This is a genomic window from Methyloversatilis sp. (assembly GCF_965284615.1).
Classification (GTDB): domain Bacteria; phylum Pseudomonadota; class Gammaproteobacteria; order Burkholderiales; family Rhodocyclaceae; genus Methyloversatilis.
In genome coordinates, this window is sequence record NZ_OZ260098.1 from 3,748,560 (window position 1) to 3,760,575 (window position 12,016).

General features: G+C 67.6%; 12 protein-coding genes and 1 pseudogene. 4 read left to right on the forward strand and 9 right to left on the reverse strand.

The window, feature by feature from the left end:
- Positions 1-6: 6 nt before the first annotated feature.
- The 5 genes and pseudogenes from ACQ66H_RS17825 to ACQ66H_RS17845 all read right to left on the reverse strand — a co-directional run bounded on the left by ACQ66H_RS17825 (position 7) and on the right by ACQ66H_RS17845 (position 4,097).
- Positions 7-258, reverse strand: coding sequence for a YfhL family 4Fe-4S dicluster ferredoxin (locus ACQ66H_RS17825; RefSeq protein WP_430435126.1), 252 nt, complete (start codon positions 256-258; stop codon positions 7-9).
- Position 259: 1 nt separating this feature from the next.
- The gene (gene coaD / locus ACQ66H_RS17830) at positions 260-760 is read right to left on the reverse strand and encodes a pantetheine-phosphate adenylyltransferase (RefSeq protein WP_430435127.1); all 501 of its coding nucleotides are present in this window, start codon (positions 758-760) and stop codon (positions 260-262) included.
- Complete coding sequence (gene rsmD / locus ACQ66H_RS17835) at positions 757-1,290, reverse strand: 16S rRNA (guanine(966)-N(2))-methyltransferase RsmD (RefSeq protein WP_430435128.1); 534 nt, start codon at positions 1,288-1,290, stop codon at positions 757-759. The genes coaD and rsmD overlap by 4 nt, the downstream gene beginning before the upstream one ends.
- Before the next feature lie 82 nt (positions 1,291-1,372).
- Positions 1,373-2,712: pseudogene (locus ACQ66H_RS17840) on the reverse strand (M16 family metallopeptidase).
- The gene (locus ACQ66H_RS17845) at positions 2,712-4,097 is read right to left on the reverse strand and encodes a M16 family metallopeptidase (protein ID WP_430435129.1); all 1,386 of its coding nucleotides are present in this window, start codon (positions 4,095-4,097) and stop codon (positions 2,712-2,714) included. Before ACQ66H_RS17845 ends, ACQ66H_RS17840 begins: the two are co-directional and overlap by 1 nt.
- A 107-nt stretch (positions 4,098-4,204) precedes the next feature.
- Between ACQ66H_RS17845 and ftsY the strand changes: the two genes are divergently transcribed.
- Genes ftsY through dacB form a run of 4 tightly spaced genes read left to right on the forward strand, consistent with a single transcriptional unit; the run spans position 4,205 to position 8,234 of the window.
- Positions 4,205-5,251 carry a signal recognition particle-docking protein FtsY gene (ftsY, locus tag ACQ66H_RS17850; RefSeq protein ID WP_430435130.1) on the forward strand — a complete coding sequence of 349 codons (1,047 nt, stop codon included), beginning with the start codon at positions 4,205-4,207 and terminating at the stop codon, positions 5,249-5,251.
- Positions 5,252-5,258: 7 nt separating this feature from the next.
- A complete protein-coding gene (locus tag ACQ66H_RS17855; protein ID WP_020165844.1) occupies positions 5,259-5,909 on the forward strand; it encodes a cell division ATP-binding protein FtsE in 651 nt (216 codons plus the stop codon).
- Complete coding sequence (gene ftsX / locus ACQ66H_RS17860; protein WP_430435131.1) at positions 5,906-6,805, forward strand: permease-like cell division protein FtsX; 900 nt, start codon at positions 5,906-5,908, stop codon at positions 6,803-6,805. The genes ACQ66H_RS17855 and ftsX overlap by 4 nt, the downstream gene beginning before the upstream one ends.
- A 4-nt stretch (positions 6,806-6,809) precedes the next feature.
- Entirely contained in the window at positions 6,810-8,234 is a 1,425-nt protein-coding gene (gene dacB, locus ACQ66H_RS17865) for a D-alanyl-D-alanine carboxypeptidase/D-alanyl-D-alanine endopeptidase (protein ID WP_430435132.1), read from the forward strand.
- A gap of 70 nt (positions 8,235-8,304) precedes the next feature.
- Here dacB and grxD read toward each other — a convergent pair whose 3' ends face one another.
- From grxD to hemA, 4 genes are all read right to left on the reverse strand, one after another.
- Entirely contained in the window at positions 8,305-8,616 is a 312-nt protein-coding gene (gene grxD / locus ACQ66H_RS17870) for a Grx4 family monothiol glutaredoxin (protein WP_019916790.1), read from the reverse strand.
- Positions 8,617-8,721: 105 nt separating this feature from the next.
- Positions 8,722-9,543 carry a peptide chain release factor N(5)-glutamine methyltransferase gene (prmC, locus tag ACQ66H_RS17875; RefSeq protein WP_430435133.1) on the reverse strand — a complete coding sequence of 274 codons (822 nt, stop codon included), beginning with the start codon at positions 9,541-9,543 and terminating at the stop codon, positions 8,722-8,724.
- Between the two features lie 13 nt (positions 9,544-9,556).
- On the reverse strand, positions 9,557-10,642 hold the full coding sequence (gene prfA, locus ACQ66H_RS17880; RefSeq protein ID WP_430435134.1) for a peptide chain release factor 1: 1,086 nt from the start codon (positions 10,640-10,642) through the stop codon (positions 9,557-9,559).
- 66 nt (positions 10,643-10,708) lie between these two features.
- The gene (gene hemA, locus ACQ66H_RS17885) at positions 10,709-11,980 is read right to left on the reverse strand and encodes a glutamyl-tRNA reductase (protein WP_430435135.1); all 1,272 of its coding nucleotides are present in this window, start codon (positions 11,978-11,980) and stop codon (positions 10,709-10,711) included.
- Between the last annotated feature and the right edge of the window lie 36 nt (positions 11,981-12,016).

Genomic DNA, 12,016 nt, shown 5'->3' on the forward strand with positions numbered 1-12,016 from the left:
CGAGCGTCAGGCCTTGGCGGTGAGGTGGTTGTACTTCTCCAGCAGCTGTTCGCGGGTCTCCTTGTGGTTCGGATCCAGCGGAATACAGTTGACCGGGCAGACCTGCTGGCACTGCGGCTCGTCGAAATGGCCGACGCACTCGGTGCACTTGGACGGATCGATCACATAGATTTCCGGTCCCTGCGAAATCGCCCCGTTCGGGCATTCCGGCTCGCACACATCGCAGTTGATGCATTCGTCGGTGATTATCAAAGACACTTCATTTGCCTCCACGCATTGCTTCAACCTTGTCGCTTATCCGCGCCAGCACCGACGGCTGCACGAACTTGCTGACGTCACCGCCCAGCGAGGCGATTTCCCGGACCATCGTGGCCGAGATGAACATGTATTGATCGGCTGGCGTCAGGAACACTGTTTCGACGTCCGGACGCAGCGCCCGGTTCATGCCGGCCATCTGAAATTCATACTCGAAGTCGGACACCGCGCGCAGGCCACGCACGATGATCCGCGCCTTGCACTCGCTCAGGAAGTCCATCAGCAGGCAGGAAAACCCGCGCACCTCGACGTTAGGATAGGCCGCGAGTATTTCGCGCGCCATGTTGACCCGTTCTTCGGTGTTGAAGAACGGCCGTTTGGAACGGCTTTCGGCGACGCCGACGATGACGCGGTCGAACATCGCCGCTGCGCGCCGCACAAGGTCCTCGTGGCCGCGCGTGATCGGGTCGAAAGTGCCCGGATAGACCGCAATGGTGCCGTTCATGATCGTTCCAGCAGCTGGTAATGGACTTGCCCCGCCCGCCCCTCGCGCGTCGCCCGGTAATCGCCGAGCGCCGGCACCGGCTGTTCGGCCTCGCAGTAGATCACCGCGTCGTCGGTCAGCAGGTGCGGCAGATGCGGTACCACGCGATCGAGCAGACCCTTGCCGTAGGGCGGGTCGAGAAAGAGTACATCGAAGCGCTGCGGTGGCTGGGCGGCGAATTCTAGCGCATCGCCCCTGACCAGCCTGACCTGTGGTGCGGGCAGCAGTTCGACCGCTTCGCGCAGCTTGCCGAATGCGCCGGCATCGCGCTCGACCAGCGTGACCGAGGCGGCGCCGCGGGACGCGGCCTCGAATCCGAGCACGCCGGTGCCGGCAAAGAGATCGAGGCAATGCAGCCCGTTCAGGTCCTGGCCCAGCCAGTTGAACAGGCGCTCGCGCACCGAATCCGGAGTGGGGCGCAGCCCCGGCACCGCCGCCACCGGAAGGAGGCGGCTGCGCCACTGGCCGCCGATGATGCGTATGCGGGACATGGCCGCGATTCTACCTGCGCGCCCGCTTGCACTTGTGGCGGCTTGTTTCGTGGTGCCGGGCGCCGCCGGCAGTGACCAACCCTCAGTCGCCGGCGACGATCACCCGCACCATGTGGTCGGCGGACAGGCGGCGCTGGAAGGCCTCCTTCACCTGTGCCGCCGTCACCGCCTCGACCCGCTCCTGGAATTTGCTGAGCCAGTCGAGCGGCAGGCCGTAGAAACCGATGGTCGCAAGGCTGTCGAGCAGCTTGCGGTTGCTGTCCAGGCGCAACGAGAAGCCATCGACCAGATTGCGCTTGGCCGCCTTCAGCTCGTCACGGTCGGACCGTTGGCGATGAAGGACGCCAGCGTTTCATCGACCACCTTCAGCGCATCCGCCGCCTGTGCGCGCTGCGTCTGCAGACCGATCTGGAACGGGCCGGGCTGGCGCTGCGGGCTGAAGTAGCTGTAGACGCTGTAGGCGTAACCGCGCTTTTCGCGCACCTCCTTGGTCAGCCGCGATACGAAGCCGCCGCCGCCGAGGATGTAGTTGCCGACCTGCAGCGGAAAGAAGTCCGGGTCGCCGCGGCGGGTCACCGGCTGGCCGACGAAGATGTGGCTCTGGTTGGCCGGATGCGCTATGCGCTCGGTCGAGGCCTTGGGCATCGTCACCTCGGCGATCGGCGGCAGCGGTTCGCCGGCCGGCAGGTCGCCGGTCAGTTGCAGCGCGATCGCTTCCGCTTGTTCGCGCGTCACGTCGCCGACGATGGACACCACCGCCCGCGAGGCGACGTAATGGCGGCGGTAGTGCGCCAGCACATCGTCGCGGGTGATCGCGGCAATCGATTCGACGGTGGCGCTGCGGCCGTAGGGGTGGTCGCCGTAGAGCGCTTTCGCGAAACGCTTGGCGCCGATCTGGTCCGGCTTGGTGTCGGCTTCGCGCAGGCTGGCGATGGCACGCGCCTTCTCGCGTTCGAGCACGGCGGCCGGGAATTCGGGTGCGGTCAGCACGGTGCGCATCAGCGCCAGCGCGCCCTCGCGCTCGCGCGCACTGGCCAACGTGCGCAGCGACAGGCCGGCGCGGTCGTTGTCGGCAGAGCCGGACAGGCGCGCACCCAGATCGCTCAGCTTTTCGGCCAGCGCGTCCTCGTCCAGGCCACCGGCACCGGAGTCGAGCAGACCATGGGTCATGCCGGCGAGGCCACTGCGACCCTCGGGGTCACGCGCCGAGCCGGCGTCGAAATCGACCTGCACGTCGAGTATCGGCAGCACGTGGCTTTCGACGAAATAGACGCGTGCGCCGTTGGCGGCGGTCCAGTGCTGGATATCGACATTGGCCAGCGCCGGCGTTGCGAACGCCAGCAGGCTGACTGCGCGCAGCAGTGCGCTGCGGAAGAATCGGATCATCGGAATCACCTGCAGGGAATCGTTGTGCGTACGCATCAGTGGCGCAGACCGGCCGGCTTGGCGCGGGGCTTCGCTTCGGGGTCGAGCGGCTGCGGATCGAGCACGGCGACGGTCAGCGTGTCGTCGCCGAAATACTTGCGCGCGACCGCCTGCACTTCGTCGGCGGTGACCGAACGCAGCTTTTCCAGCATGCGGTCGGCGTCCTGCCAGCGGTAGCCGGACGCTTCCAGCCGGCCGATCTCCATCGCCTGCACATAGGTGGAATCGAGCTTGTAGATCTGCGAAGCGACGGTCAGCGTCTTGATGCGCTCGAGTTCGGCGGCCGACACGCCTTCGTCGGCGATGCGCTTCACTTCTGCCCGCAGCGCCGTCTCCAGTTCCGCCACCGTGTGCCCCTTGGCGGGCGTCCCGCCGAGCATGAAGGTGACCTCGCCGCGCGCGGTCGAGTCGTAATAGGCACCCACCTCGACGGCGATCTGACTGCTGCGCACCAGCGCGCGCGGCAGGCGCGACGCCGCGTGGCCGTCGAGAATGCCGGCCAGCACCTCCAGCGCATAGGGCTCGCGATCGTTCTCGACGTCGCTCAGCTTCGGCACCTTCCACGCCATCGCCAGTTGCGGCAGTTCGGCCGGCGCCTTGACGGTAATGCGGCGCTCGCCGGTCTGCGGTGGTTCGGCGGTCACCTTGCGCACCGGTTGCGCAACCGGCTTCATGTGTCCGTAGTGCTTCTTCACCAGCTCGAACACCTTCTTGTGGTCGGCGTCGCCGACCACCACCACGTAGGCATTGTTCGGCGCGTACCAGAGCCGGTACCAGTCACGCGCGTCGTCCGGACGCATGTTCTCCAGATCGTTCATCCAGCCGATGACCGGGCGGCGATAGGGGTGGGCGATGAAGGCGCTGGCCATCAGCTGTTCGTGCATCTGCGACTGCGGCTGGTCGTCAGTGCGCAGCCGACGCTCTTCCATCACCACTTTCAGCTCACGCGCGAACTCGTCGTCACCGATGACCAGATTGCGCATGCGGTCGGCTTCCAGCTCGATCATCTTCGGCAGTGCCGCCGCCGGCACGCGCTGGAAATAGGCGGTGTAGTCGTGGCTGGTGAAGGCGTTGTCGTTGCCGCCGGCACGGGCGACGATGTCGTTGAACTCGCCCGGCTTCAGTTTCTTCGTGCCCTTGAACATCATGTGTTCGAGCAGGTGGGCGATGCCGGTGGTGCCGTCCTTCTCGTCCATCGCACCGACGCGGTACCACACCATGTGCATCGCCACCGGCGCCCGTCGGTCTTCCTTGACGATGACGCGCAGGCCGTTGCTCAAGGTGGTTTCGAAGGGGTTGGCGCGGGCCGGTGACGCCACTGCAAGCGTCAGGGCCAGTGCGCCACACAGTACGATGCCATTGGAAAAACGGCGCAAATCCATCTGATACACTCTCCGCCAAAGTACGCGTTCCGGGCCAAACCCTTGATCGCGCCTGTATTTTCAAGCCGTGCGGCTGTCTGCACGGTGCTTCACTGACCGTCCCCCACATGTTTGGTTTCTTCAAGAAGGACAAGCCGGCCGCACCCGAAGCGGTCGCGCAGCCGGAAACTGCGCCGACTGCGGTCGCGCAGGATAGCGCGCCCGAGGCGGCCGCGCCGAAACTGTCCTGGGCGCAGCGCCTGCGCGCCGGGCTGTCGAAGACCCGCGCGCAACTCGGCGGCCAGCTCAGCGCGCTGTTTTCGCGCACCAAGGTCGACGACGAACTGCTGGAAGAGCTGGAAACCCTGCTCATTACCTCCGACGTCGGCCTGGACGCCACCACCCACCTGCTGGACGTGCTGCGCGAGCGGGTGCGCCGCGAGCGCATCGAAGACCCGGCCAGGCTGCGCGACGTGCTGAAGGAAGAGCTGACGAAGCTGATCGCGCCGCTGGAAAAGCCGCTCGATCTCGACGCGCACAAGCCCTTCATCATCATGATCGCGGGCGTGAATGGCGCCGGGAAGACCACCTCGATCGGCAAGCTGGCCAAGCATTTCCAGGCCCAGGGCAAGAGCGTACTGCTGGCTGCCGGCGACACTTTCCGCGCCGCCGCGCGCGAACAGCTGGAGACCTGGGGCGCGCGCAATAACGTGGCGGTGATCGCCCAGGATTCGGGTGACCCTGCCGCCGTAGTGTTCGACGCGGTCAATGCCGCCCGCGCCCGCAATATCGATGTCGTGCTGGCCGATACCGCCGGCCGGCTGCCCACCCAGCTGCATCTGATGGACGAGATCGCCAAGGTGAAGCGGGTGATCGCCAAGGCCGACCCGACCGGCCCGCACGAAGTGCTGCTGGTGCTGGACGGCAATATCGGCCAGAACGCACTGGCCCAGGTAAAGGCCTTCGACGCCACCATCGGTGTTACCGGCCTGGTCATGACCAAGCTGGACGGCACCGCGCGCGGCGGCGTCATCGCCGCCATCGCCAAGCAACACGCGCCGTCGCGCCCGATCGCGCTGCGCTACATCGGCGTCGGCGAAGGCGTGGACGACCTGCAGCCCTTCCGCGCCGGCGAATTCGTCAACGCGCTGTTCGACACTCCGCAAGGCGCCTGATCGACGCATGATCCGCTTCGAACAGGTCACCAAGCGTTACCCCGGCGGCCACACCGCACTCGAACGCGTTGACATCGACATCGCACGCGGCGAAATGGTGGTGGTGACCGGCCACTCCGGCGCCGGCAAGAGCACGCTGCTCAAGCTGCTGGCGGTGCTCGAACGCCCGACCGAAGGCCAGGTGCTGGTCGGCGGCGAAAACGTGTCGGCGCTCAAGCGCGCCGCCCTGCCCTACTGGCGGCGCTCGATCGGGTTGATCATGCAGGACCAGCGCCTGCTGTTCGACCGCAGCGCCTTCGACAACGTGATGCTGCCGCTGGCCATCAGCAGTCACCCGCCGCGCGAAGCGGCGAAGCGGGTCAGCGCCGCGCTCGAGCGCGTGGGCCTGGCCGGCCGCGACAAGGCGATGCCGGTTGAACTGTCCGGCGGCGAACAGCAGCGCCTCACCATCGCCCGCGCCATCGTGAACCGGCCGCAGATCCTGCTCGCCGACGAACCGACCGCCCATCTCGACGACGCCTACGCGCGCGACATCGCCGACCTGTTCCGCTCCTTCAACGAGGCGGGCGTGACCGTGCTGCTGACCACGCACGACGGCGGACTGTTCGAACGCTACGCACCGCGCCGGCTATCGCTGGCGCACGGGAAGCTGCAATGAACTGGCTGCGTCTGCAGATGCGCGCAGGGCTGCGCGCCGCCCGACAGATGGTCCGCCAGCCCTTCAACACGCTGCTGGCCGCCCTCGTGGTCGGCATCGCCGCAGCACTGCCGGCCACCGGCTACATGCTGCTCGGAAATCTGCAGCGGCTGGCGGGCAATGTCAGCGCAGCGCCGGAGATATCGGTGTTCATGCAGCCGGGCGCGAGCGCCGACGTGGTGAAAGACAGCGAGAAGAAGATCCGCGCCCTTGCCAGGGAGGGCCGCGTAGAACTGATTTCGCGCGACGCGGCGCTGAAGCGCTTCCGCGACAACGATGCGCTGGCGGAAATCCTCGACGCGCTGCCGGACAACCCCTTCGCCGACGCCTTCGTCGTGCGGCTGAAGGACGCCGACGCCGAGCGGCTCGAAGCGCTGCGCGCCGATCTGGCGAAGCTGCCCGAGGTCGAACACGTACAGCTCGATTCCGACTGGGCCAAGCGGCTGGACGCGCTGATCGCGCTCGGCCGGCAGGCACTCACCATGCTGGCCGGCGTGCTCGGCCTGGGTCTGGTCGCGGTGACCTTCAACACGATACGGCTGCAGTTGCTCACCCAGCGCGACGAGATCGAAGTGAGCCGCCTGCTCGGCGCCACCGACGCCTGGATACGTCGCCCCTTCCACTGGTTCGGCGCACTGCAGGGCCTGCTGGGCGGCGCGCTGGCTGGCCTTCTGACGCTGGTCGCCACGCGCATGCTGGCGCAGCCGATGAGCGAACTGGCTGGCCTCTACAGTCTGGAATTCGTGCTGCGTCCGCTGGCCGTGCTCGACTGGGCGGTGCTGCTGGCCCTCTGCGCACTGCTCGGCTGGCTGGGTGCCAGCGCCTCGGTGCGCCGCCACCTGTCGCGCATCGCCTGAGCCGATGCGCCTGCTGCTCGCTGCGCTGCTGACCCTGCTGTCGCCGCTCGCGCTGGCGGTGCTGCCGGTGCCGGTACTGCAGGCACTGCGCGCGGCCGACATCCCGCCGTCGGCGATATCGGTGGTGGTGCAGTCGGTCGAGGGCGGCTCGGCACGGATCAGCCACCGCGCGAAGCAGCCGATGAATCCGGCGTCGGTGATGAAGCTGGTCACCACCTACGCCGCGCTCGACACGCTGGGCCCGGCCTACAGCTGGCGCACCGAACTGCTGGCCACGGTGGCGCCGCGCGACGGCGTGCTCGACGGCGATCTCTACATCCGCGGCAGCGGCGACCCGGCGTTGTCGATGGAACAGTTCTGGCTGCTGCTGCGCGAATTGCGCAGCCGCGGCATCCGTGACATCCGCGGCGACGTGGTGACCGATCGCAGCCGCTACGCCACGCTCGCACACGACCCGGGCGCCTTCGATAACGAACCGCTGGCGCCCTACAACGTCGGCCCGGACGCGCTGCTGCTGGCACACAACGCACTGCGTGTCCGGTTGCAGCCCACCGACGGTGGCGCGCCCGCGCTGTGGTCGGAACCGCCGCTGGACGGCGTGCAGATCGACAACCGGGTCCAGCTGGTGGCGGGCGACTGCGGCGACTGGAAGGACGCGCTGTTCGCCGCCGTCCAGCCAGCCGGCAACGGGGCACTGAGCTTGCAGATCAGCGGCCGCTACGCGCGCGACTGTGGCGAGCGCATCTGGAACGTCGCACCGCTGCCGCACGCCGACTTCTTCGCTCGCGCGCTGCGCGCGATGTGGGCGGAACTGGGCGGGCACATCAGCGGCCGGGTGCGCGAAGGGGTAGCGCCGATCAACGCGGCGGTGCTCGGCGGCATCGATTCGCCGCCGCTGGCCGAAGTGATCCGCGACATCAACAAGTACAGCAACAACGTAATGGCGCGCCAGCTCTTCCTCGCGCTGTCTCCGTCCGGTGCGCCGGCGGACACGACCGGCGCGGCCGCCGGCGTACGTGCCTGGGCGGCGCAGCGCAACCTGCCGCTGCCCAGCCTGGTGATGGACAACGGCTCCGGTCTGTCACGGGTGGAGCGCCTGTCGGCCTACGACCTGGCCGCGCTGCTGCGCCGCGCCTGGACCAGCCCGGTCATGCCCGAATTCGTATCGTCGATGCCGGTGCTGGCGGTCGACGGAACCCTTCGCCGGCGGCTGAAGACATCTCCGCTGGCCGGCCAGGCACACCTGAAGACCGGTTCGCTGGCCGACACGCGATCCATTGCCGGCTATGTGCTGGACCGCAACGGTCAGCGCGTGCTGATGGTCGCCTGGCTCAACCACCCGAACGCGAAACGCGCTCAGCCGGTGCTGGAGGCGCTGCTCGAATGGGTGTGGAACGGCAATCCGCAGCCCTTGCCGGCAACGGACTGAAGCGACCTTCGAGCAGCGACCCTGTGCGCGGAAGCGGACAGTCCCCGCGTCCGCGCACGACGGGCGTCGATCAGAGGCCCTCCAGCTCCTTCTTCAGTTCGCCCGACTGGAACATCTCTTTCATGATGTCGCAGCCGCCGATGAATTCGCCGCGGATGTAGAGCTGCGGGATGGTCGGCCAGTTGGCGTAGTCCTTGATGCCCTGACGGATTTCAGCGTCTTCCAACACGTTAACCGTGTGCAGGTTCTGCACGCCGAGGTGCTTCAGGATCTGGATGGCGGTGGCGGAAAAGCCGCACTGCGGGAACTGCGGCGTGCCCTTCATGTACAGCACGACCGGGTTGCCGGTGACGGTTTCCTTGATGCGTTCCTGGGCACTCATGTCTCTTTCCTTTGCGGATGTTTGAAAGTCAGCTGTCTGACCGCGCCTGCGCACGGACAGTGTGTAGGGACGCAGACGGGGCGAATACGCCCCATCCACGTCGGATCATTCCGGGGCCAACCGTCCTCCGCTGACCCGTTCGATGCCGGCAATATCGCGCCACGACGCGACGTCGGCAAGCCCGGCGCAACGCATCAGCGCGCGCACTGCCGGTGCCTGATCGTAACCGTGTTCGCACAGCAGCCATCCGCCGTTGACCAGGTGCTGCGGCGCCTGCCGGCACAGCGTGCGCAAGGCATCCAGCCCGTCCTCACCGCTGGCCAGCGCCGCCGGCGGTTCGAAACGCAGGTCGCCCTGCGCCAGATGCGGATCGTCGGCCCGAATATACGGCGGATTGGACACGATGCAATCGAAGCTTTCGCCGGCGACAGCTTCCAGCCAGTTTGAGGCGACGAAGCGGACTTCAAGTCCGAGCCGTTGCGCGTTGCCACGGGCGATCGCCAGCGCCGCATCCGAGCGGTCGAGCGCCGTCAGCTGCGCATGCGGACATTGCGCCTTGATCGCCAGCGCGATGGCACCGGAACCGGTGCCGGCGTCGAGCACGCGCGGCGACGGCAGATCGCCGATGCGCGCCAGCGCCAGTTCGACCAGCCCCTCGGTTTCCGGCCGTGGAATCAGCACGCCGGGCGCGACCACCAGATCCATCCCGAAAAATTCACGCCGGCCGACCAGATAGGCCACCGGCTCGCCGGCCGCGCGCCGTTCGAGCAGGGCATCGAGTGCGACCAGCGTGGCCCCGTCCAGCGCGTCGCGCCCGCGCGCGATCAGTCCGGCGCGGTCGCAGCTCAGCGTGTGCGCGGCCAGCACCTGCGCGTCGCGACTGTCGATGCGGGTGCGCGCGGCGCGCAGCCAGTCGTCGAGCGTCATGAGCGGACGCCGGTCAGGCGCCTTCCTCCGCCAGCTGCGCGAGCTGCTCTGCCTGGTGCTCGTGCGCCAGCGCGTCCATCAGTTCGCTCAGGTCGCCGTCCATGATGGCGTCCAGCTTGTACAGCGTCAGGTTGATGCGGTGATCGGTCATCCGGCCCTGCGGGAAATTGTAGGTGCGGATGCGCTCCGAGCGGTCGCCGCTGCCCACGAGGCTCTTGCGGGTCGAGGCGATCTGGCTGTCGCGCGCGCGCACCTGCGCGTCGCGGATGCGCGCCGCCAGCACCGACATCGCCTGCGCCTTGTTGCGGTGCTGACTGCGGTCATCCTGACACTCGACCACGATGCCGGTCGGAATGTGCGTGATGCGCACCGCCGAATCGGTCTTGTTGATGTGCTGACCGCCCGCGCCGGAGGCGCGGAAGGTGTCGATGCGCAGATCGGCCGGATTGATGTCGATCTCGGCCACCTCGTTGACCTCGGCCATCACCGCGACCGTGCACGCCGAGGTGTGGATGCGGCCCTGGGTTTCGGTCACCGGCACCCGCTGCACGCGGTGGCCGCCTGACTCGAACTTGAGCCGCTGATAGACGCCGTCACCGCTCACCCGGGCGATGATTTCGCGGTAGCCGCCGAGGTCGGATTCGCTCGCCGACACCACCTCGACCTTCCAGCGATTGCGCTCGGCGTAGCGCGAGTACATGCGGAACAGATCGGCGGCGAACAGCGCCGATTCGTCGCCGCCGGTGCCGGCGCGGATTTCAAGGAACACGTTGCGACCGTCGTCCGGATCCTTCGGCAGCAGCGCGCGCTGCAACTCGCCTTCGAGTCGCTGCATGTCGGCGGCCGACTGCTCGATTTCGAGCTGGGCCAGTTCCTTCATGTCGGCGTCGGCCAGCAGGCCGCGCGCGGCCTCAGCGTCGTCGCGCGCCCGGCACCAGGCCTGGTAGAGCGCGATGACCGGTGTCAGTTCGGCGTGTTCGCGCGTGAGCTTGCGGTAATGATCGATGTCGGCCGTCACGCCGGGGTCGGCCAGCGCCGCGTCGAGATCGGCGAGTCGGGTTGACAGCTGTTCGAGTTTTTCGGCGATGCGCGGCTTCATGCGGAGGAATTCGAGGAGAAGAACCCGCGCCGGACGAGCCGGCACGGCGGACGGACAGGCGCGCCGCTAGGCGTCGCGGTCGTGCTGCGGGAACAGGCGCTGCACCAGGCCTTCGATCTGCTCGCGCGCCTCAGGCGGTGCTTCGTTGAGCAAGCGCGTCGGACCGTGCAGCAGCTTGTTGGTCAGATTGCGCGACAGCGTGTCGAGCACGCGGTCCGGCGCTTCGCCACGGGCGATGGCGCGCAGCGCGCGCTCGAGTTCGGCGGCGCGCATTTCCTCGGCGTGACCGCGCAACGCGCGAATGGCCGGCACCGCCTCGCGCGCCTGCACCCACTGCAGGAAGTTGGCGACCCGCGCGTCGATGATGGCCTGCGCCTCGACCACCGCCGCCTGCCGCGATTCGAGGCCGGAATCGACGATCTGCGCCAGATCGTCAACGGTATAGAGAAATACGTCGCCCAGCTTGTCGACTTCCGCTTCGATGTCGCGCGGCACGGCGAGATCGACCATCACCATTGGCCGGTGGCGGCGCTGCTTCAGCGCCCGCTCGACCATGCCCAGACCGATGATGGGCAGCGGACTGGCCGTACAGGACAGCACGATGTCGAAGTCGGCCAGGCGCTCACCCAGTTCGTCGAGGCGGATCGCACCGACCTTGAGGTCGCTGCGCGCGAAACGCTCGGCCAGCACCTGCGCCCGGTCGAGCGTGCGGTTGGCGATCACCATGTCGCGCGGCGTACAGCCGGCGAAGTGCGCCGCACAGAGCTCCATCATTTCGCCGGCGCCGACACAGAGCACGCGCTGGCCGGAAATGCTGCCGAAAATACGCTCCGACAGGTGTACCGCCGCCGCCGCCATCGACACGATGTTGGCGCCGATCGCGGTGGTCGAACGCACTTCCTTGGCAACGGCGAAGCTGCGCTGGAACAGTGTATGCAGCAACGCACCCAGCGTGCCTGCGCCCTCGGCGAGACGCACCGCCTGCTTCATCTGGCCGAGGATCTGCGGCTCGCCCAGCACCATCGAGTCAAGGCCGCTGGCCACGCGGAACACGTGGCGCACCGCCTGCTGGTGCTCCAACCTGTATATATAGGGGGCGATCTCGGACGGGCCGATGCGGTGGTACTCGGCCATCCAGTCCAGTGCGCTGTCGGGGTCGTTGGTCGCGCAGTACAGCTCGGTGCGATTGCAGGTGGACAGGATGGCCGCCTCCTGCACCGGTCGTACGCGCGTCAGCTGGCCGAGCGCGTCGGGCAGGGCTTCCGGCAGGAAGGTCATGCGTTCGCGCACGGCAAGCGGGGCCGTGTGGTGGTTGAGACCGAGCGCAAACAGGGACATGGACGGGCGTTGGGGCAACAGGTTCGGCAGGATTGA